Source organism: Anaerolineae bacterium (assembly GCA_011176535.1).
Classification (GTDB): Bacteria; Chloroflexota; Anaerolineae; order Anaerolineales; family DRMV01; genus DUEP01.
Map to the genome: position 1 here is coordinate 13,436 of DUEP01000013.1, position 19,630 is coordinate 33,065.

The window sequence follows — 19,630 nt, forward strand, 5'->3', positions numbered from 1 at the left end:
CCCTACCTCGCACATGGCACACCGCACATACTTAGAGGAACCATGACCGAACCGCTGAGTGAACTCATCGCCTACCTGGCCGAACACGCCCCGGCCTTTGCCAGACGCCTGCAGGCGGCAGGCCTGACCCCGGAGGAGATTCACCGCCCCGAGGATTTGAGCCGCATCCCCGTGTTGCGCAAAGACGACCTGGTTGACCTGCAGACCGCCGATCCGCCTTTCGGTGGGATGCTGGCCGTACCCATGCAGGCCCTCAAACGCATCTTCCAATCCCCGGGGCCCATCTACGAACCGGAACCCAATCGCCCCGACCCCTGGCGTTGGGCCTCGGCCCTGGAAGCCGCGGGCTTCCGTGCGGGCGACATCGTGCTCAACGCCTTTGGTTATCACCTCACCCCGGCTGGCGCCATGTTCGAGGAAGGCCTGCGGGCCCTGGGTTGCGTGGTGCTCCCCGGCGGCGTGGGCAATCAGGAGCAGCAGGTACGCGCCATGCACGCCCTGGGCGTCAACGGCTATGTGGGCCTACCCTCTTACCTCAAGGCCCTGCTGGACAAAGCCGACGAACTGGGGTTGCCCCTCCAGGTCGAAAAAGCCTTTGTCACCGCCGAGCCTCTCCCGCCCTCGCTGCGTCGCGAACTGCAAGAGCGGGGGGTGATCGTGGTGCGCCAGGGCTACGGCACGGCGGAATGCGGTAACCTGGGCTACGAGTGCGAAGCCGAAGATGGCTGGCACGTGCCCGAAGATGTGCTCATCCAGATTTGCGACATCAACACCGGCCAGCCTCTGCCCCCAGGCGAAGTGGGCGAGGTGGTCGTCACGCTGTTACACCGCGAGTACGCGCTGGTACGCTTCGGCACCGGGGACCTCTCGGCCCTCCATACCGAACCGTGCACCTGTGGCCGTTCCACGCCTCGCCTGGTCGGCTGGCTGGGCCGTGTGGGCGATGCCGTCAAAGTGCGCGGGATGTTCCTGCATCCCCGACAGTTGCGCGAGATGATGGTCCGGTTCCCCGAAGTAGAGCGCTGGCAGGCCGTGGTGACCCGACACGATCACAAAGACGAGTTAACGCTGGAAGTCGTGGCCCCCGAGGCGCCCCCCGATTTGGAGGAACGCCTGAAACACACGGCGCGCGAGGCCATCAAATTCCGCCTGCAGGTTCGACGGGTGGATCACTTACCCCCTGATGCCCCTCCCATCCGCGACGAGCGCACCTGGGAGTGACCCTCCAGGCATGGCAACCTTTCTCCCGGCAAACCATCCGGCCCTGTCGCATTTCTCCTCGACAGGGCCGGATGGTTTATCGCTGGTTCAGCCCCCAAATCAACCGCAGGCCATCCAGGGTAAGCCAGGGGTTGATGATGTCGATCACCTCGGTTTCCTGGGCGATGATCTCGGCCAGCCCTCCGGTAGCGATGACTTTCATCTCCGGCCCCAACTCGGCCCGGAAACGGGCCACCATCCCCTCCACCAGGCCCACATACCCAAAAAGCAGCCCCGACTGCATGGCGTGCACCGTGTTCCGGCCAATCGACGAAGGAGGACGGCGCAACTCAATGCGCGGCAATTTGGCTGCCCGGCGGAAGAGGGCCTCGGCTGCGATGCCGATTCCCGGAGCAATGGCCCCGCCCAGGTAGTCCCCCTCGGCCGAAATGGCATCAAACGTGGTAGCCGTGCCGAAATCCACCACGCAGGCCGGGCCGCCATAGAGGTGTTGCACCGCCACCGCATCGGCCACCCGGTCGGCGCCCACGGCGCGGGGGTCTTCATAAAGAAGGCGCACCCCTGTCCGCACCCCCGCCTCCACCACCAGGGGGTCGTGTTCCAGATAGCGCCGGCAGGCTTCCACGATTTTGTCCGTCAAAGGCGGCACCACCGAGGCCAGACAGATCCCTTCCAAATCGGAAGGCGAAACTCCCACATGGGACAAGAACCCCAAAAACTGCAGCCCGAACTCATCCGGCATTCGCTCGTGGGCCGTGGCTATTCGCCACCGAGGGCCTAAAGTCTCGCTCTGGTACAGCCCCAAGGTGATGTTGGTGTTTCCTACATCAATGGTGAGCAACATCATTCCCCTCCCTATGCGAACTCCGCCAGCCCCGCCGGCAAGGTCATGCCTGGAGGAATGTACGGCGGAAACGTATCACGGCCCAGCCCCAGAAGCATGTTATCGATGAGGCGCGTCTGGCCCACGAACACCGCCATCGAGAGCAAAGCCCGCTTCACCGGACCGTGCAGTTCCGCCAAAGTCTCCGGGTCGGCGCAAGAGACATATTGCAACCGGGCCAACGGTTCAGCCTCCATGGTTTCCCGCATCATGCGGCGCAGCGTCTCGGCCTCACGTTCACCAGCCTCGAAGGTCTCGCGGGCTGTGCGGAGAGCACGATAGAGCACCGTGGCAGCCTGCCGCTCCCGAGGGCCGAGATAAGTGTTCCGGCTGGACATGGCCAGGCCATCGGGCTCCCGCACAATGGGACACACCACAATGCCGATGGGCAGGCTGAGATCCCGCGTCATTTGCTGAATCACCCTGGCCTGCTGCGCGTCCTTTTGGCCGAAGAAGGCCCACTGGGGCCGCACGGCGTTGAACAACTTGGCCACCACCGTAGTCACCCCCCGGAAGTGTCCCGGACGCCGGCCCCCTTCCAGCGGTTTGGTGATTTCCTCCACCGTGACCCAGGTTTGATATCCCTCGGGGTACATGACCTCAGCCGTGGGCGTCCAGACCAGGTCCACGCCCTCAGCTTCCAACAGCGCCAGATCCCGCTCCAGATCACGGGGATATTTGTCCAAATCCTCATTGGGTCCGAATTGCGTAGGGTTGACGAAAATGCTCACCGCTACGCTGCGGCAGCCCTTCCTGGCGTAACGCACCAAAGAGAGATGCCCTTCGTGAAGATACCCCATGGTGGGCACAAAGCCCACCGGTTCGGGAAGCCGCGCCCGCGCGGCCCAGAGTTCATCCAGTGTCGTGACCACCTGCATAAAAGCCTCCTTTTTCAGAGAACAACCCATCGCGGCTGGTATAATAAAAGTGGTGTTTTCCACGAGGCCATCTGCCCGTCCTTCAAGGGCTGTTCGGCGGTGGATTAAGGAGTCGTGTTCATGCCCATCAGTACCACATTGATTCGCAAACTGAGCGACCTGGACCCGGCGTTACGGGAGGTCATCCTTTTGCTGCTCGAAGAGGTTGAGCGGCAAAGAGGGCAGTTGGCACAACAAGTCACGCAGAAAGAATTCCTCGAACTCAAAGAGGTCGTAGCCGGGCTGGCCCGAACGATGGCCGAACTGGCCGAGGCCCAGAAGCGCACGGAAGAGCGCCTCACACGGCTGGAAGTCACCGTGGCCGAACTGGCCGAGGCCCAGAAGCGCACCGAGAAACGGCTCAACGAACTGATCGAAGCCCAGAAACACACCGAGGAGCGCCTCACACGGCTGGAAGCCACCGTGGCCGAACTGGCCGAGGCCCAGAAGCGCACGGAAGAATCTCTGAACCAGTTGGCCACCGCCCACCAGGTGACCCGCGAGCGCCTGGAAGGCATCTCCAACGCAGTGGGCTATACCCTGGAAGACCGCGCCTTGCGCTCCCTGCCTCAACGCCTGCTCCAGGAAGGTGTCGAGGTGCAGGAGCCCTTGGTGCGCAAGTACATTCGCCTTCGCAACAAAGAACGCCAGGTCAACATCTACGGCCTCGGCAAACGCAACGGGCAAGAGGTGCTGATTATGGGCGAGGCCAAGGTGCGGCCTTCACGCAAAGAGGTGGAACGCTTCCTACGTCTGGCCCACCGCCTTGCCGAGGAAGAAGGGCGGGAACTCTTCCTGGTTTTCGTGGCCTACGACTTCCCACCTGCCATGGAAGCCTACCTGCGCGACCGGGGCATCCTGCCTGTATGGTCCTACGAACTGAGCCTGTGAACGAAAGGGACGCCATCCTGGGGTCTGACCGCTGGTCAGGCCCCGTTTTTTTTGTGCGCCGACGGCGCCGCCTGGCGTCGCCGCTCCACCTTCTCCTTCACCATTTCCCATAAGGCCTGGTTGACGGGGGTGGACACGCCCACCTGACGGCCAAAACGCACCACCGCGCCGCTGATGGCGTCGATTTCGGTGGGAGCCCCTCGGCGCAAATCCTGGAGCATGGAAGAAAGATTGCGGGCCGTGCGCCGGGCCACCTCCTCGGCGGCATCGGCCGCATCGGGGAAGGGCAACCGCACGCCCAGCGCTCCGGCCACCGCCTGCACCTCCCAGGCGGCACGGCGGAGGAAAAGGCGCGCCGCCGCGTTGGCCACCAGGGCCCCGTTGGGCACCTCCAGCAACGTGGTCAAGGGGTTGATGGCCGCATTGACGGCCAGTTTGCCCCAGATCAGCCCCTGCACATCCGGGGACACCTCCACGCTAAAGCCCGCACGCTGCAACCACCGCACCACAGGCTCCAGCCGGGGATGTTCGCCCAGGTGAATCACGCCCTCGCCGCCAGGGCGCACCACCCCAGGGGCCACCAGCGTGGCGCCGGTGGTAGTCACGCCTACGGCCACCCGTTCCCGCCCCAACGCCCCGGCCAGGGTCTCCACATTCCCCAACCCGTTTTGCAGGGTGAGGGCCACACCCTCGGCCGCCAGGCAGGCCTGCAGATGTCGGGCGGCACGGGCGGTCTGCCAGGCTTTGACCAAAACCAGGGCAAAACGCACCTGGCCTACCTCCTCAGGCCGGGTCGCCACCCGCACCGAAAAGGCCCGCGCCTCGGCCTCCCCCTCCACCCACAAACGGGCGCCATGCCGACGCAGCGCCTCTACTCCCTCGGGCCAGGAGCCCAACAAGGTCATTTCCACGCCCGCCGCGCGCAGCCGGGCGGCGAATAGTGTGGCCAGCGCCCCGGTGCCGACGATAAGGAGAGAAAAGGAGGGAGAGGTCATAGGCAGGTTGCAGGTTGCAGGTTAGAGGTTGCAGGATACAGGATGCAGGTTATCGGTGCTTGCGGCGGTAGGTGGTGTGGACGGCGGTGAGCATGGCGATCAGCCGAGTCAGGATGTCCAGTCGGGCAGCCAGGGTGGCTTGGGGGAGCAAGCGGCGCAGGCGAAAGTACCAGCCTCGTGTTTCGCGGCATTCGCCCAACGCGATGCGGAGTACCCGTTGCCCGTCGGCGGAGTCAATGCCCCGGCCAAAGGCTTCTTCCAGATTGGCCGTCACGCTTCCCGCGCTGCGGATCAGTTGCCGGGCGATTTCCTTGCCACGCAGGTCGCGCCGGATATGCTCGATATCGTCCCAGACCAGTTCGTAAAGGAAAAGGGCCAGCCGGTAATACTCTGCCCGCCATAGGGGATCGTTGCGGATGGATGGAGGCACACTCTCTTGCCAGCGGGCGAAGTCGTCTTCCCAGGACATGGGGACTCCTTGGGAGATAGGTTGCGATATAGGTTGCAGGATATAGGGGCAGGTTGCATCCTGCAGCCTATATCCTGCATCTTGCATCATGTGTCTTGCATCATGTGTCTTGCATCATGCATCTCGTATCATGCATCCTGCAGCATTTCCATCAGCCGTTCCCATTCTTCCGCCTTCATCTCCACGCTGTGCTCCGGGCCGGGGAAGCGACGCTGTTCCACATCTTCTTTGAAGGCCACCAGGGCGTCATGGACAACCGCATGGAGTTGAGCATACTGCTTGACGAACCGAGGTGTGAAGCGGTCGAACAGCCCCAGCAGGTCGTGGAACACCAACACCTGTCCGTCACAATGGGGCCCGGCACCAATCCCAACGGTGGGGATCTCCAGTTTTTCCGTGATCAGTTGGGCCAATTGGGCCGGCACTGATTCCAGGACCAGGGAGAAGCACCCGGCGTCCTGCAAAATGAGGGCATCCTCGAGTAATTTTTTGGCCGCCTGGGCCGTCTTCCCTTGAGCGCGGAAGCCACCCAGTTGGTGCACGCTTTGCGGGGTCAGGCCAATGTGCCCCATCACAGGGATCCCCGCGCCGACGATGGCGCGAATGGTCTCCGCCCGCTCCCGGCCCCCTTCCAGTTTGACCGCGTCCATCCCGGCCTCTTGCAGAAAGCGCCCTGCGTTGCGCACGGCCTCTTCCATCGAAACCTGGTAGGACATAAAGGGCATATCCCCGACCAGGAGCGGATACCTGGCCCCCCGTGCCACTGCCCTGGCGTGGTGCAGCATATCCTCCATGGTCACGGGCAGCGTGGTCTCATAGCCCAACACCACCATGCCCAAAGAATCGCCCACCAGGATGACATCGATGCCTGCCCGATCCACGGCCACGGCGGAAGGGTAATCGTAAGCGGTCATCATGGTAATCGGCTCACCGCGGCGCTTCTTGGCCCGCAGCGTGCGCACCGTCACCTTTTTGCGCGCTGCAGCAGATTGGGATTGAATGGGTTCGGTGGTCACGGTTCCCTCCTGAGCGGATGAGATGGTAGGGACCGCCGATTGGACGCTCCACCCCCTAAAGTCATACCAAGTCCCTCAGGCGTTGCCCTTACTGGATTCGCCGGTCCGTCCCGTCCCCGCGGCGGGGTACAGGCGGCCCGGATATTATCCCCAAAAACCGGGAAAATGTAAAGCGCCGCGGCTACTGCGGCGGGTTGTCCAGACGCAGGCCATGCCCCCGCACACTGACGATGTAAGCGTGGGTGGGGTTGGCCTCGGCCAGTCGATCTCGCAGGCGGCGCACCAAAGCATCCAGAGCCTGGGCGCTCACCCCCACCGCTTCCTCGCCCCACACCGCGCGAATCAAATCGTCGCGGGGTACCACCTCCCCGGGGCGCTCGTACAACGCCTGCAGCAAACGAAACTGCGCTACGGAAAGCGGCGGCATCACTTCCCGCCCACCGATCCAAACCCGCCGCGAGGCCGGGTCCAAACGCAAACGCCCCCACACCGGGGACACATCTTCCAACGGCAAGGTGGCTTCCGACGAGAGGAAGTAGAACTTCTGCGCCAGGGCAATCTGCACCTCATCCCCATCGCGCAGCAAGGTGGGCAGGGCGATGCGCTGCCCGTTGATGTAAGTGCCGTTCTTGCTGGCCAGGTCTTCCAGGAGAAAGCCCTCGGGGCTTTCGATCAGGCGCGCGTGGCGGCGGGAGACCTGCCGATCGGGAATCACAATATCGCAGTCCGGCGCCCGTCCAATGGTCATCGCGCCCTTCAAATACCAGCGCTGCCCGTCCAACCATCCTCCCTCGGCCAGGAGCAGGGCTCCCTGTTCCTCTGTCCGCTCCATCATGGGCGCCTCCTTCAGGCTGTGGCTCTATTATACTGCTCCTCCTGCATCCCACGCCCTCATCACCGGGGTGGAGTATAATCCTCACCAGGGAAATGGCCCCATGAGCGGATTGCTACCGGGAACGACTCTACGCGAACGCTACCGTATCCGCCAGGTCATCGGCCGTGGGGGGATGGGCAATGTGTATCTGGCCGAGGACCTGCGGCTTGCCGGACGGCTGTGCGCCGTGAAAGAAGTGGTGCACGATCCGGTGCTACCCGCTCATCTGATTGCCGAAGCCCGGGAGCAATTCTTCCGCGAGGCCACCGTGCTGGCCCACCTGGACCACCCCAACCTGCCCAAGGTGTCTGATTTCTTCTCCGAAGAAAATCGGGACTACCTGGTCATGGACTACATCCCGGGGAAAGATTTGCAAGCTCTGGTGGAAGAAATCCGCCACCAGGGGCGGTTTCTTCCCGAGAGCCAGGTGCTGGCCTGGGCAGCCCAAATCGCCGACGCCCTGGAGTACTTGCACGGCCAGGATCCCCCCATCGTGCACCGGGATATCAAACCCAGCAACCTCAAACTCACCCCCGGAGGGCTGATCAAACTGGTGGACTTCGGGCTGGTCAAAGTGCTTCAGGCCGAAGAGGTCACCGTGACCGTCATTCAGGGCCGGGGCTCGGCGTATTACACCCCGCTGGAACAATACGGCGGCGATACCGGGCGCACCGATGTGCGTAGCGACATCTACGCTTTTGGGGCCACCCTTTACCACCTCTTGACCAACGCCCCGCCCCCGTCGGCACGGGACCGCTTCCTGAACCCCGCCGTTTTTCACCCACCGCGGCACTACAACCCCAACATCAGTCCTCGCACCGAGCGCGCCATTCTCTGGGCCATGCAGTTACACCCCGACGACCGCCCCCCGGACATCGCCATCTTCCGCCAGGCCTTGTTGGGAACCTGGACGCCACAAATGGCCCCCGTCCCTCAGGCCACCTGGCGCGACTTGTGGGACTCCCCGGTGGAGCGCACGCTGATCCTCCTTGCCGGGGTCCTGGCCCTCGTTGCCCTGCTGGTCAGCCTTCCCTGAACCCCACCCCAAAGCGTCTCTTGTGGGGGCCAGCGCACCGCCCACCCAGCCGCAAACGAACCGCACTCCGGAGACCTTCTCCATGCCCGAACCCCTCAACCGCGAACAAGCCCTGGCCGCCCTGCACGCCCGAATACGCGCCTGCCGCGCCTGCCTGGATGCGGGGTATTGGATCGCCCCCCGCGCCGTGTTTTCCGGCACCCTGGGCGCCCGGATGATGACCATCGGCCAGGCGCCGGGCGTCACCGAATACGAGACTGGCCGGCCCTTCAACGCCGGCAGCGGAAAACGCCTCTTCCAGTGGCTGGCCGGGGCCGGCATCTCCGAGGCCTGGTTCCGCCGCACCCAGTACATGACCTCGGTGACCAAGTGCTATCCCGGGAAGGCCAAGTCGGGGGGCGGGGACCGCGTGCCCACCCGCAAAGAACAAGCCCTGTGCCGCCCTTTTCTGGAAGAAGAAATCGCCCTCATCGACCCCCAAATCATCCTACCCGTGGGCCGGTTGGCCATCAACCTGTTCTATCCCGCGAAAATGCCCCTGGGGGAGATCATCGGCACGGAGAAGCAGGTGGACGGTCGGTGGATCATCCCTTTGCCGCACCCCTCCGGGGCAAGCCGCTGGCACCAAAGCGAAGAGAACCGGGAGAAAATCCGCCGGGCCATCGCGCTATTGGCGGCTCGCATGCAGGCTTTAGGCATCGAACCCCATTAGGGCCACCCACGGCTCAAACCCCGCGACACATCCTTCCCCACCCACTGGGCGTGGCGGTTCTCGGAGCAAGCCAGGCGTTGCGCCAGGGCCAGCGCCTGCTCCCGCAAGGCGGCGTTGCGCTTGCCGATCTGCCGTAGGCCCAGGAGCCCCCTTCTTCACCATAGGGCGCTCATCGTCGGCCTCTACCTCGATGGCGGCGAAAAAAGGAGAAAACCGCTCATCGGGAGCGGCTTTGTCGCTCACCGCCAACCTGGCCATGAGCACAAACCCCGCCCGATGCTCCGCGCCGGGCGCCGCAGTTGGGGCACACGGACGCCATACACCTTGTGGCCAGTAATACCGTAACAAGCCATCCCCTGAGCCGCCTGTGGGTCGGCCAAGGCCGCCAGTTGGGCCACTACTTCCGCCACCGTGAGCCTGCCCCCATTCCCCCCTTGCCCATCCATCACGCCTCTCTCCGCCCGTCATGGGCTTGTCTCGCCGCTCAGACAAACATCTTCTGGCGTGTAAGCCCGGTTGTTGGTGCCGTACACCTCCGGGCCCAGGGGCTCCAGCACGGCCTCGGCGTGCTCCTGGGCATAGCGGCGGGCGGCTTCGCAGGCCGCGTCCCAACCCGATTGCCGGTAAACCTGCCAGAAGGCCGTCGCCATCTCAAAGTAAGGCACCAGGGCCGGGTCGTCGTCCACTGCCTGGCGCAATTCGGTATAAGTGGCCTGGGCAATGGCTTCCCGCCCAGCGCGCGCATGGAGCACCAGCATCCGAAAACGGGCGTACGCGGCCAACACGGCGTGCAGACGCGCCGGTTCGCCCGCTCCGGGCAGGGCTTTATCGCGCACTTCCTGGCTGGCGATGACCTGGCCGTAAAGCAACAACGCCTGCATCAGGTCACCATGCCGGGCGGCCCGGTCGGCATCGTGCAACAGATGAATCCGCGTCTGCGGCGGCGCCCATTGTGTTTCCATCAAACGCCAGGCATCGCGGACAGGGTCGTAGGCGTAGATTCGAGTGTACGCACGGGCCGGTCCGGTGCCCCCCGGTATGCCTTCGGCATGCACGGCCACATGGTAGCCCTCCTGTCCCCCCTGGGTCTGAAGGTCCACCCAGGGGTCGGCGAATTCCGGGGATCCGGCCAGGAGGTTGGTGAGGCGGCCCGCACGCCACGCTAGCACCTGAAGCCGCTCGGTGCAGGTCACCTCGCCGCACCGCGTCCAGCCGATCACGGCTTCGAGGCGCCCGTCGGCGTCCAGGTCATCCACAGCGTGAACGACCAGCCCGGCGAAGTCGGCATCATCGGCCACCAGGGTTTGCGCCACACAATAGCCATCAGGACCTCCCAACGCCACCAGCAGCACCCCAACGGGGGGGCTGGTTGAAGCGTCGGGGTTCACCAGGACCAGGAGGGCATCTGGCCACCCATCGCCGTTGATCTCGCCGGTGTACACCGCCCGGGGGTAGCCTCCCACCCCCGCCTCCTGCAAACGGGCGTTGAGGTCGTTGGGGGAAAGCCCTGCGTTCAGCGCCGCCACGCCCGCCCCCTGGAGCAGGGCAGCGAAGGTTTGTTGAGCCTCCTGGAAAGGCTGGGGGGCTACCGGTGCACAGGCACGCACCGTGGGGGTGCTTTCGGGCGGCGCCATGGTGGGCAAGAGGACAGAAGGCATGGTCGCCGTCGCCAGCGGGGCCGTGGTCGCTGAGGGCAGGGTCACGGGGATGGACTGGCTCCACAAACCGCAAGCCGCCAGCCCCAGAAACATCCCCAAAACGATCAAACCCTGACGCCATCGAAGTCGCTTACCCATTTTCACCTCAAAAGCATTATACTGGAAATATGAGTTGGGCGTTTGTACTGAGCGAACCGCCGCGGGCTCAGCCGTGGAGCGAGTGGCTCCCACCGGTGGGGCCAGGGGTTGTCGGCGTCTGGCTGCCGCAGGAGATCCCTTCAGGGGCCTGGGTGGTGGATCCCTTCGTAGCAGCGCCCGAAGTGACCGTAGAGATAGTGCACGCCGGCTATCGGGTGCTGGCCATTACGGGGAACCCCGTGCTGGCCTTTCTGTTACGGGCCGCGGCTGTCCCCCCGGCGGAGGAGGATCTGCAGGCCACTTTGGCCACCCTGGCCGCTACGCAAAAAGGCACCCAACGCCTGGAGCCCTACCTGCGCTCTCTGTATACCACCCCCTGCCCCAGCTGTGAAAGCCCGGCCGAAGAACGCAGCGTGCTCTGGGAAAGGAAGGGAAAAGCCGAGCGTCCCCTGAGGGAAGAGGGCTTCTGTGCGCGTTGCGGAGAGCCTTTTTCCGTCGAAAGCCGCGAGGAGGACGCCCAATCCCTGGCCCACTGGCTGCCTCGCGCCGAGATCCACCGCGCACGCCTGGCCGAGCGGGTCGCCCCCCTGGGTTCGCCCCACCGCCAAGCCGTCGAACGCTGGTTGCATGTGCTGCCCCCGCGCAGCCTGGAAGCCCTGACCGCCCTGCTGGGGCGGCGCAGTCACCCCGACCTGGCCGGGCGTGAGGCCCTCCTGGATGCCCTGCTTCTGCTGGCCGTCACGGCGGCCTGGCCCCAGGACGAAAAAGGGGCTCCCTGGCGGCGCTGGACCCTGCCCACCCGCTATCGGGAACGCAACCTCTGGCACGCGCTGGAGGCCGGGCTGTCCCTTTGGGCCGTTCCCCGGCCGGCCGTGCCCCTGGTGAGTTGGCCGCAGCCCCTGCCCGCTCCGGAAGGCATCCTCCTTTTCCGTGGCCGGGTGAGGGACGCGATGGAAGCCCTGCGAGCCTGCATCCCCCGGGCTGTGGTCGCCGTGGTCCCCCCACCCCAACCGGCCTTTTGGGCGCTCTCGGCCCTGACCACGGCCTGGTTGTGGGGCCGAGAGGCCATGGGGCCGCTGGAGGCCATGCTGACCCGCGGCGAGACCGACTGGGGGTGGTACACCGCGGCCCTGAGCGCCGCCTGGCGCCCGCTGGCCCATGCCCTGCCCGAAAACACGCCCTTCTTTGCCTGGCTGCCCCAGGCCACTCCTGAACTGCTCACCGCCGTGATGGTGGCGGCCCATCACAGCGGCTGGGCTGTGGAGGACCTCGCTCCGCAGAGCCATCCACCCGCCACACAGGTGATCCTGCGGCGGGCTGTGCCCGCGCCGAACCACGCCGCCGAAACCCTGCGCCAGGCCCTGCAAAAGCGCAACGCGCCCACGGCGTACCTGACCGCCCTCGCCGCCGCCCTACAAGGCTATCGCCCCACCTCGGACATGAAGCCCAAAGCGGCTTACGCCCAGGCGCGGCATGACCTCAACCTGCTTTTCGCAGAAGGCCCCGCTCGACCGGTCGGCGAAGAAACGCCTCAGCGAACCCTCTGGCTGATAGCGCAACCCACCACTCCATCTCCCTCCCCCCTGGACGATCGGGTGGAAGATACCCTGCTACAACTGCTGGCCGAGCGTACGCTGTGGCCCGAACGGGATTTGCTCAACGCCTTGTACGCTCGCTTTCCCGCCGAACTCACCCCCTCAGGCGATGTGGTGCGCACCATCCTGGAGCACTACGCCCGTGCCGGACCCCAGGGCTGGCAACTCCGCCCCGAAGAACACCCCCAAAACCGCTCCTCCGACCTGGCCGAGATCCGCGGCCTTCTTCGAGCCCTGGGCCGACGCTTCGGATACACCGTGCGCGGCGATCTCCCCCTGGTGTGGGAGCACGAGGGAAAGGAGGTGGCCCGTTTCTACCCCACCTACCTGGCCCGCACCGCACCGCTGCTGCAAAGCCGCCCCCCCGGCGAAGCCTACCTGCTCCTTCCGGGGAGCCGTTCCCCACTCTGGCTGTTCAAAGTGCACCGCGATCCCCGCCTCCAACAGGCGCTCCAGGGGCCGTGGCGGGTGCTCAAGTTTCGCCATCTGCGGCGGCTGGCCCGGGAGGCGCAAACCTGGGAGGACTGGCAGCGCCTCTCGCCGCTGGACCCGCCCGAACATCAGGACGCGCAACTGCCCCTCCTATAAAAAACGCCCTGCCCGTACATACTGACGAGCAGGGCCATGGAAGCCAAAAAGCGCTTCGCCGTTCAGAACAGGCTCAACTGCTTGGGCTGCCCCTGGTCCTTCTCCTCCTCGTCGGGAGGCTGATAATCGGGCACCTCGTGCACCCCGGCCAAGATCTCCGGCAGGCGGGCGAAGTCCTGCTCGACCACGGGCTTGAGCGAGGGCTGGTGCAGGGCCGCTGCCGGGTGGTACATCGGGACGATGGTGAGGCCACGCACCCGCACCGGCCGGCCGTGCACTTCGCTCACCTTGGCGTGGGGCAAAAACTTGGCCATGGAATAGCGCCCTAAGGTGACGATGACCTTGGGGCGAATGGCCGCGATCTGGCGATCCAGGTAACCCGCGCAGGCCGCCACCTCTTCGGGCCTGGGGTCCCGGTTGCCCGGCGGACGGCACTTGACCACATTGGTGATGAACACCTGCTCGCGGGAAAGGCCGTTGCGGCTGAGCAACTCCTCCAGGAACTGACCGGCTGCGCCCACGAAGGGCCGGCCCTGCACATTCTCGTGGAACCCCGGCGCTTCGCCGATGAACATGATCTCGGCGTTGGCCGGACCTTCGCCGGGAACGGCTTTGCGCCGCGAATAGTGCAACTCGCACTTCGTGCAGACGGCCACCTCAGCGGCCACCTGGGCCAGAATCTCCTCAGGGTTCACGCTTCACCTCCCGGGGTAGGGCCTGAATCTCCAGCGTCATGATGAGCGCGTCTTCGTGGTTGTCGTTGTAATAGCCGTAGCGCCGCCCCACAATCTGAAACCCAAACCGACGGTAAAGGTTCTGGGCGCGTCGATTCGAGGCGCGGACCTCCAGCGTCACCGTCTTGAAGTGCCGGGAACGCGCAAACTCCACCGCCGTGGCTAACAGCATCTTACCCACCCCACGCCTGCGATGGTAAGGATGCACGGCCACGGTGGCGATGTGGGCTTCGTCGAGGACCGGCCACAGCACCAACATCCCCACCACCTCGGCCGCGTCTTCCTCACCTACGGTCTCGGCCACCCAAAGCACACTCTGCCCATTGTTCAGTTCGCGGGCGAAGGCGCCCGGCGGCCACGGCAAACGGAACGAGAGCCGGTCGATAGCTTCCACGGCCGGGATGTCCTGGGGACGCATAGGGCGCACGCGATAGCGGCGGGTCTCCATGGGCACCATCTTCCTTCAAGGGTCGGCCCCTCCTCATGCGGGGATAGGCGTGCCCGTGTGGAGGTAAATCGGGGCCAGCGTGGCCGGGTCGTCGCCTGCCCCCCCCTGCCAGCGCCGCCAGGCCAACTCGGCCAGCAAGCCCGGCCGACGCACACACCAGGCCGGAGGCAACACCCGCACCTTCTTCCAGCGGCGGCGCAGACGCGCCTGTTCCTCGGGCTGCAACTCGCCGGCCACCAGCGTCGGCCCTTGAATGGCATGGGCCAACTGCGCGGCGGTGAGCACCTGAGGGCCTCGCTCGTGCACCCAGCCGCCCGCGGTCGGCGTTTCACCCTCTTGCGCCGGGCGGTACCAGTTGACCGCCAGCCGGCCCCGACCGGCCTCTAAGGTGGCTGCCAGCCGAGCCTCGCGCTCCACAGGCACCCCAGCGGCCACCACATCCAGCGTGGATACCCCGACCAGGGGCAGGCGCCGGGTGTAAGCCAGCCCTTTGGCCAGCGCCAGACCGGCCCGCAGCCCGGTGAAGGAGCCCGGCCCCAGAGCCACCCCCAGGGCTTTAACCTCCTCCCAGCCCACCCCCACCTGCTCCAGCAGCAACCGCACCATGGGGGCCAGCGCCCGGGTATGATGATCCCCGGCCCGCCAGAACCACTCGGCCAGGATCCCCCGTTTGGGATCCAGCAAGGCCAAACCCACCTGACGGGTCGAACTGTCCAGCGCCAGCAACATGCTCAGCCTCCGTACAACGCACGACGCAAGAACATGAGCAACTTTTGGGGGCGCTCACCCTGGGCGTGAAAGCGCAGCAGCCGTTGTTCCTCGTCCAGATACTCCAGCGTGACCCATAACCCTTCCCAGGGCAACGCCTCCCGAATGCGATCGGCCCACTCCACCACCAGGGGGCCGGCGCGGAGCAAGGCGTCCAAATCCAGAGCCCAGGCCTCTTCCGGGCCGGTGAGGCGATAGGCATCGAGATGATGCAAGCGGCTCCCATCGGGCCGGCGGTAGATGTTGAGCAGCACAAAGGTCGGGCTGGTCACCGGGTCGGTGGAGCCCCACCCCGCGGCCAGACCGCGCACCAGGGCGGTCTTCCCCGCGCCCAAATCGCCCACCAACGCCACCACATCGCCGGGTTGCAATTGCCCCCCCAGACGCATGCCTACCCGCATGGTCTGCTCCGGCGAGCGGCTGAAAAACTCCAGGGTTTCCGGATCGAGGATTGGCACAAGGGGATTATACCGTATGCCACGCGCGGGGCGACGACGCCGGAGGACAGCCCTCGGGTAAGTTGCATTACAATTAGAGGGGAGGTTTCCCTCCATGGGCGCGCTCCCGTAAAACGCTTCTAGAATAACCGCGTCTCTCCCCTCAAGGAGGCCATCCGTGGACCAACGCTTGGAGCGTCTCAGTGCCATCCTCCGCGAGGCCGGGTTGGATGCCCTGGCCCTCAACCCCGGCCCGACGCTGACCTATCTCACCAGCCTGCATTTCCATCTGATGGAACGCCCCGTGGTGGGGCTGTTCACCGCGCACGGAGAGGCCGGCATGGTGCTCCCGGAACTGGAGCGCGAAAAACTCAGCGGCACGCCGTTCCTGGCCTTCCCCTACGGGGAGGATCCGGCCACCTGGGAGGCGGCCTTTCGCCGCGCTCTGGACGCTTTAGGGCTTGCCACCGCCGCCATTGGGGTGGAACCCACCCGATTGCGCGTGCTGGAATTGCGCTATCTGGAACGAGCCGCCCTTGGGGCCACCTTCCCAGGGGCCGCCGAGGTCATCGCCCAACTGCGGCTGCGAAAGGACGAACACGAGATCGCCGCCATGCGTCAGGCCGTGCGCATCGCCGAGGAAGCCTTTCGCGCAGCCCTGAGCCGTTTTCGGGTGGGCATGACCGAGCAGCAACTGGCTGCCGAACTGGTGGTGCAACTGCTGCGCCACGGCTCAGCGCCCGACCTTCCCTTCCAGCCCATCGTGGCCGCCGGGCCCAACGGGGCCAATCCGCACGCTACGCCCACCGAACGCCCCATTCAGCCCGGCGATTTGGTCATTGTGGATTGGGGGGCGAATTATGGTGGCTACTTCTCAGACCTCACGCGGACGCTGGCGGTGGGAAACATCGACCCTGAACTGGAGCGCGTGGCTCAAATCGTACTCCAGGCCAATCAGGCCGGGCGCGAGGCCGTGCGACCGGGCCTGCCCGCCGGTCAGGTGGACGCAGCGGCACGGCGGGTGATCGTCGAAGCAGGCTACGGCGCGCATTTCATCCATCGCACCGGCCACGGCCTGGGGCTGGAGGTCCACGAGCCGCCTTTCCTCTACGCCGAGAACGTCCAGGCTTTGGAGGCCGGGATGACTTTCACCGTGGAACCAGGGGTTTACCTGCCGGGCCGCGGCGGCGTGCGCATCGAAGACAATGTGGTCGTCACGACCACCGGTAGCAAGACCCTGAGTACCTTACCCCGCACCTTATGGAGACTGCCCGCATGACGGCCCAACAACGCATCATCCCCTCGGCCGAGCCTTTTTTCTTTCCCGCCGGGAAGACGACCTGTTTGCTGGTGCACGGTTTTACCGCCACGCCCAAAGAAATGCGCTGGATGGGCGAGTACCTGCACCACGAAGGGTTCACCGTGCTGGGCGTACGCCTGGCCGGACACGCCACCCGTCCAGAAGATTTGCTGCGGGTGCGCTGGGAAGACTGGCTGGCCTCGGTCGAAGACGGCTGGCATGTGCTGCGCAGCGCCGGCTACGGGCCCATCGTGGTAGCCGGCCTATCCCTGGGTGGGGCTTTGTCCCTGCTCTTCGGCGCCCGCTACCCCGTGGCCGGGGTCATCGCCATCGCCGCGCCTTACCGCTTACGCCGTCACCCGCTCTTTCCGCTCCTCCGGCCCCTGAGCCTGGTGAAGCGTTACTTCCCCAAACACGGGCCTCCAGACCTGCGCGACCCGGTGGCCCTGCGCGAGCGCATCGCCTACCCCGTCAACCCGGTGCGTGCCGTGGCCGAGGTGCGCGACCTGCTGGCCGTGCTGCGCGAGGAACTGCCCCGGGTTCAGGTGCCGGTGTTGCTGGCCCACTCCCGCAACGACACCTATGTTCCACCGGAGAACATGGAACACATCTACGCCGCCTTAGGCACCGCCGACAAGACCAAAGTGTGGGTGGAGAACAGCGGCCACATTGTCACCCGCGACGCCGACCGTCAGATCGTTTTCCGCGCTGCCGCCGCGTTCGTGCGCCGCGTGACCACGCAAAAGGCCTGACCGGGCCACCCGGTCAGGCCTTTTTGGGCTCTCGTCCAGGGGGATTTACTTGGACTCTTCCAACTCCCGCTTGCGGGCCTCGACGATTTCCTGCTGCAGGTGAGCCGGCACCTGCTCGTAGTGGGAGAACTCCATCTCAAACACGCCCCGACCGCCCGTCAACGAACGCAGGTCCGTGGTGTAGCGCAACATCTCAGCCAAAGGCACCTGGGCGGTGATCGTGGAGCGGCCCTTTTCAGTTTCCATCCCCTGCACCCGGGCGCGACGGGTGTTCAAGTCGCCCAGCACATCGCCCATGTTAGCTTCAGGCACGATGATGCGCACATTGTAAATCGGCTCCAACAACACCGGCCCGGCGTTCTGCACGGCCAACTTGAAGCACTCCCGGGCGGCGATTTCAAAGGCGATGGGCTTGGAGTCCACCGGGTGCTCCTTGCCGTCGTACACCGCGACCTTCACATTGACCACCGGGTAGCCTGCCAGCACCCCTTCTTTCATCACGCCCTTGATGCCCTTTTCAATGGCCGGCTGGAAGGTAGAGGAGATGGCACCGCCGAACACTTCCCAGGCGAAATCGTAGTCGCTTTCGGGATTGGGCTCCACCCGCATATGCACCTCGGCGAACTGGCCCGCGCCACCAGTTTGCTTCTTGTGACGATATTGCGCCTGACCGGTCTTGGTGATGGTCTCGCGGTAGGGCACCTTGACCGGCTCGGTCTCTAAGTTCAACTGGAACTTGGTGCGCGCCTTGCGGATGGCCACATCGATGTGCTGATCCCCCATCCCCTGCAAGATGGTCTGCTTGGTCGAACCATCGTGATACCAGGAGAGGGTGGGGTCCTCCTCGGCCAGACGGCTGAGGGTGGGGCCCAGTTTGGCCGAATCGGCCTGGCTTTGCGGCGCCACGGCCACGCGATAAAGAGCCGTGGGGTATTCGGGCATGGACACCTTGACCGAGAAGCCCTTATCGCACAGCGTATCTCCGGTGGCCGTCTCGCCCAGTTTAGGCACCGTGCCTAAGTCGCCCGCGTGGAGCAACGGCACGCTGATCTGCTCCTTGCCACGCATCACAGCCAAGTTGCTGATGCGCTCCTCGATCTCCCTGTTGGCGTTCCACACTCGGATGTCGTTCTTCAGCACGCCGGAGACCACCTTGAAGTAGGTAATCTTCCCCACGAAGGGGTCAGCGGTGGTCTTCCACACATAAGCGGCCAGCGGACCGGCGTCGTCGGCCTTGAGTTCCACTTCGCCGTCGGGGCCCTGCGCCTTCACGGGCGGCACATCGGCCGGGGAGGGCATCAGATCCACGATAAGGTCCAGGAGCCGCTGCAGGCCGATTTTCTTCTCGCCAGCAGCCACCAACACGGGGATGTAGTCGCCCTGGGCGATCACACCCCGCAGGCCTTGGACGATTTCCTCGGCCGTCAACGCTTCGCCTTCCAGGTATTTTTCCAGCAGGGCGTCGTCGCCCTCGGCCGCCGCCTCGATGAGTTCCATGCGGGCCTCTTCGGCGGCGTCGGCCAACTCCGCGGGGATATCCTGCTCGGCGTTCTCCGGGCCCACATAGGCTTTCATGGTGAGCAGGTCCACCACGCCCTGGAACCCTTCCCCGGCGCCCCAGGGGAGTTGCAGCGGGAGAAAGCGCGCCTCAAAAATCTCCCTGGCCTGGTCGAGCACCTGCTGGAAATTGGCATTCTCCCGATCCATCTTGTTGATCAACAAAAACCGCGCCCGACCGAACTTGTCAGCATAGGACCAGGCCACTTCGGTACCCACTTCCACCCCGGCCACGGCGTCCACCACCACCACGGCCCCATCGGCCACATATAGGGCGGAGATCACCTCGCCCACAAAGTCCGTGTACCCCGGCGTGTCCAGGAAGTTGATCTTATGCTCCCGATACTCCACCGGGATCATGGCCGTGGAGAGGGACAACTGACGCCGCTTCTCCTCGTCCTCAAAATCCGATATCGTGGTCCCGTCCTGCACACTGCCCATGCGGGTGGTGACCCCCAGATAATGCAACACGGCCTCGGTGAGCATGGTTTTCCCAGCGCCACTGTGGGATACCAACGCGATGTTACGGATTCGTTCCGTCGTGTACTCTTTCATGAAGGGCCTTCCTTCCTGTGGGATGCCTTCGGAAGCCCGAAGGGGGTAGCCAATAAAGGAAATAAAAGCGCAAACCTATGGGCAGA

General features: G+C 65.0%; 20 protein-coding genes. 7 read left to right on the forward strand and 13 right to left on the reverse strand.

The features are described 5' to 3' along the window. Positions 1-42: 42 nt before the first annotated feature. The gene (locus G4O04_02715) at positions 43-1,221 is read left to right on the forward strand and encodes a phenylacetate--CoA ligase (GenBank protein HEY57449.1); all 1,179 of its coding nucleotides are present in this window, start codon (positions 43-45) and stop codon (positions 1,219-1,221) included. 76 nt (positions 1,222-1,297) lie between these two features. Here G4O04_02715 and G4O04_02720 read toward each other — a convergent pair whose 3' ends face one another. Together G4O04_02720 and G4O04_02725 are read right to left on the reverse strand one after the other, a co-directional pair. Further along, the gene (locus G4O04_02720; protein ID HEY57450.1) at positions 1,298-2,065 is read right to left on the reverse strand and encodes a type III pantothenate kinase; all 768 of its coding nucleotides are present in this window, start codon (positions 2,063-2,065) and stop codon (positions 1,298-1,300) included. Positions 2,066-2,076: 11 nt separating this feature from the next. Further along, positions 2,077-2,982 carry a pantoate--beta-alanine ligase gene (locus G4O04_02725; protein ID HEY57451.1) on the reverse strand — a complete coding sequence of 302 codons (906 nt, stop codon included), beginning with the start codon at positions 2,980-2,982 and terminating at the stop codon, positions 2,077-2,079. A gap of 120 nt (positions 2,983-3,102) precedes the next feature. Here G4O04_02725 and G4O04_02730 point away from each other — a divergent pair, with 120 nt between their 5' ends. Beyond that, complete coding sequence (locus tag G4O04_02730) at positions 3,103-3,912, forward strand: chordopoxvirus fusion protein (GenBank protein ID HEY57452.1); 810 nt, start codon at positions 3,103-3,105, stop codon at positions 3,910-3,912. A 35-nt stretch (positions 3,913-3,947) separates the two neighbouring features. On the opposite strand, the gene G4O04_02735 is transcribed toward G4O04_02730, so the two are convergent. The 4 genes from G4O04_02735 to G4O04_02750 form a co-directional block, all read right to left on the reverse strand. Continuing rightward, the gene (locus tag G4O04_02735; GenBank protein ID HEY57453.1) at positions 3,948-4,907 is read right to left on the reverse strand and encodes a 2-dehydropantoate 2-reductase; all 960 of its coding nucleotides are present in this window, start codon (positions 4,905-4,907) and stop codon (positions 3,948-3,950) included. A gap of 49 nt (positions 4,908-4,956) precedes the next feature. After that, positions 4,957-5,376, reverse strand: a complete 420-nt coding sequence (locus G4O04_02740) for a four helix bundle protein (GenBank protein HEY57454.1) — start codon at positions 5,374-5,376, stop codon at positions 4,957-4,959. 128 nt (positions 5,377-5,504) lie between these two features. Next, entirely contained in the window at positions 5,505-6,377 is an 873-nt protein-coding gene (panB, locus tag G4O04_02745) for a 3-methyl-2-oxobutanoate hydroxymethyltransferase (protein HEY57455.1), read from the reverse strand. A gap of 196 nt (positions 6,378-6,573) precedes the next feature. After that, positions 6,574-7,227, reverse strand: a complete 654-nt coding sequence (locus tag G4O04_02750) for an FHA domain-containing protein (GenBank protein ID HEY57456.1) — start codon at positions 7,225-7,227, stop codon at positions 6,574-6,576. Between the two features lie 100 nt (positions 7,228-7,327). Here G4O04_02750 and G4O04_02755 point away from each other — a divergent pair, with 100 nt between their 5' ends. Together G4O04_02755 and G4O04_02760 are read left to right on the forward strand one after the other, a co-directional pair. After that, complete coding sequence (locus G4O04_02755; GenBank protein HEY57457.1) at positions 7,328-8,302, forward strand: serine/threonine protein kinase; 975 nt, start codon at positions 7,328-7,330, stop codon at positions 8,300-8,302. An 82-nt stretch (positions 8,303-8,384) separates the two neighbouring features. Further along, the gene (locus G4O04_02760) at positions 8,385-9,014 is read left to right on the forward strand and encodes a uracil-DNA glycosylase (GenBank protein ID HEY57458.1); all 630 of its coding nucleotides are present in this window, start codon (positions 8,385-8,387) and stop codon (positions 9,012-9,014) included. A gap of 239 nt (positions 9,015-9,253) precedes the next feature. On the opposite strand, the gene G4O04_02765 is transcribed toward G4O04_02760, so the two are convergent. Next, positions 9,254-9,424 carry a DNA alkylation repair protein gene (locus G4O04_02765; GenBank protein ID HEY57459.1) on the reverse strand — a complete coding sequence of 57 codons (171 nt, stop codon included), beginning with the start codon at positions 9,422-9,424 and terminating at the stop codon, positions 9,254-9,256. A gap of 54 nt (positions 9,425-9,478) precedes the next feature. Then, on the reverse strand, positions 9,479-10,810 hold the full coding sequence (locus tag G4O04_02770) for a hypothetical protein (protein HEY57460.1): 1,332 nt from the start codon (positions 10,808-10,810) through the stop codon (positions 9,479-9,481). A gap of 29 nt (positions 10,811-10,839) precedes the next feature. Between G4O04_02770 and G4O04_02775 the strand changes: the two genes are divergently transcribed. Further along, positions 10,840-12,993: a hypothetical protein gene (locus tag G4O04_02775; protein ID HEY57461.1), complete on the forward strand. Its 2,154-nt coding sequence runs from the start codon at positions 10,840-10,842 to the stop codon at positions 12,991-12,993. Positions 12,994-13,055: 62 nt separating this feature from the next. On the opposite strand, the gene G4O04_02780 is transcribed toward G4O04_02775, so the two are convergent. The 4 genes from G4O04_02780 to tsaE are packed head-to-tail and all read right to left on the reverse strand — an operon-like array spanning position 13,056 to position 15,497. Further along, the gene (locus G4O04_02780) at positions 13,056-13,688 is read right to left on the reverse strand and encodes a uracil-DNA glycosylase (protein ID HEY57462.1); all 633 of its coding nucleotides are present in this window, start codon (positions 13,686-13,688) and stop codon (positions 13,056-13,058) included. Continuing rightward, a complete protein-coding gene (rimI, locus tag G4O04_02785; protein HEY57463.1) occupies positions 13,678-14,175 on the reverse strand; it encodes a ribosomal protein S18-alanine N-acetyltransferase in 498 nt (165 codons plus the stop codon). Before rimI ends, G4O04_02780 begins: the two co-directional genes overlap by 11 nt. Positions 14,176-14,208: 33 nt before the next feature. Next, positions 14,209-14,904, reverse strand: a complete 696-nt coding sequence (gene tsaB / locus G4O04_02790) for a tRNA (adenosine(37)-N6)-threonylcarbamoyltransferase complex dimerization subunit type 1 TsaB (GenBank protein HEY57464.1) — start codon at positions 14,902-14,904, stop codon at positions 14,209-14,211. A gap of 2 nt (positions 14,905-14,906) precedes the next feature. Then, entirely contained in the window at positions 14,907-15,497 is a 591-nt protein-coding gene (tsaE, locus tag G4O04_02795) for a tRNA (adenosine(37)-N6)-threonylcarbamoyltransferase complex ATPase subunit type 1 TsaE (protein ID HEY57465.1), read from the reverse strand. A 61-nt stretch (positions 15,498-15,558) separates the two neighbouring features. Here tsaE and G4O04_02800 point away from each other — a divergent pair, with 61 nt between their 5' ends. Together G4O04_02800 and G4O04_02805 are read left to right on the forward strand one after the other, a co-directional pair. Continuing rightward, positions 15,559-16,659: an aminopeptidase P family protein gene (locus G4O04_02800; GenBank protein ID HEY57466.1), complete on the forward strand. Its 1,101-nt coding sequence runs from the start codon at positions 15,559-15,561 to the stop codon at positions 16,657-16,659. Further along, positions 16,656-17,432, forward strand: coding sequence for an alpha/beta fold hydrolase (locus G4O04_02805; GenBank protein ID HEY57467.1), 777 nt, complete (start codon positions 16,656-16,658; stop codon positions 17,430-17,432). The genes G4O04_02800 and G4O04_02805 overlap by 4 nt, the downstream gene beginning before the upstream one ends. Positions 17,433-17,477: 45 nt before the next feature. Here the strand turns inward: G4O04_02805 and G4O04_02810 are convergent, their stop codons facing one another. Then, entirely contained in the window at positions 17,478-19,544 is a 2,067-nt protein-coding gene (locus G4O04_02810; GenBank protein HEY57468.1) for an elongation factor G, read from the reverse strand. Positions 19,545-19,630: the final 86 nt, after the last annotated feature.

Coding starts and splice junctions, on each gene's coding strand:
- G4O04_02715 (HEY57449.1), top strand. CDS start 43: ATGACCGAACCGCTGAGTGAACTCATCGCCTACCTGGCCGAACACGCC.
- G4O04_02720 (HEY57450.1), bottom strand. CDS start 2,065: ATGTTGCTCACCATTGATGTAGGAAACACCAACATCACCTTGGGGCTG.
- G4O04_02725 (HEY57451.1), bottom strand. CDS start 2,982: ATGCAGGTGGTCACGACACTGGATGAACTCTGGGCCGCGCGGGCGCGG.
- G4O04_02730 (HEY57452.1), top strand. CDS start 3,103: ATGCCCATCAGTACCACATTGATTCGCAAACTGAGCGACCTGGACCCG.
- G4O04_02735 (HEY57453.1), bottom strand. CDS start 4,907: ATGACCTCTCCCTCCTTTTCTCTCCTTATCGTCGGCACCGGGGCGCTG.
- G4O04_02740 (HEY57454.1), bottom strand. CDS start 5,376: ATGTCCTGGGAAGACGACTTCGCCCGCTGGCAAGAGAGTGTGCCTCCA.
- G4O04_02750 (HEY57456.1), bottom strand. CDS start 7,227: ATGATGGAGCGGACAGAGGAACAGGGAGCCCTGCTCCTGGCCGAGGGA.
- G4O04_02755 (HEY57457.1), top strand. CDS start 7,328: ATGAGCGGATTGCTACCGGGAACGACTCTACGCGAACGCTACCGTATC.
- G4O04_02760 (HEY57458.1), top strand. CDS start 8,385: ATGCCCGAACCCCTCAACCGCGAACAAGCCCTGGCCGCCCTGCACGCC.
- G4O04_02770 (HEY57460.1), bottom strand. CDS start 10,810: ATGGGTAAGCGACTTCGATGGCGTCAGGGTTTGATCGTTTTGGGGATG.
- G4O04_02775 (HEY57461.1), top strand. CDS start 10,840: ATGAGTTGGGCGTTTGTACTGAGCGAACCGCCGCGGGCTCAGCCGTGG.
- rimI (HEY57463.1), bottom strand. CDS start 14,175: ATGGAGACCCGCCGCTATCGCGTGCGCCCTATGCGTCCCCAGGACATC.
- tsaB (HEY57464.1), bottom strand. CDS start 14,904: ATGTTGCTGGCGCTGGACAGTTCGACCCGTCAGGTGGGTTTGGCCTTG.
- tsaE (HEY57465.1), bottom strand. CDS start 15,497: ATGGAGGGAAACCTCCCCTCTAATTGTAATGCAACTTACCCGAGGGCT.
- G4O04_02805 (HEY57467.1), top strand. CDS start 16,656: ATGACGGCCCAACAACGCATCATCCCCTCGGCCGAGCCTTTTTTCTTT.
- G4O04_02810 (HEY57468.1), bottom strand. CDS start 19,544: ATGAAAGAGTACACGACGGAACGAATCCGTAACATCGCGTTGGTATCC.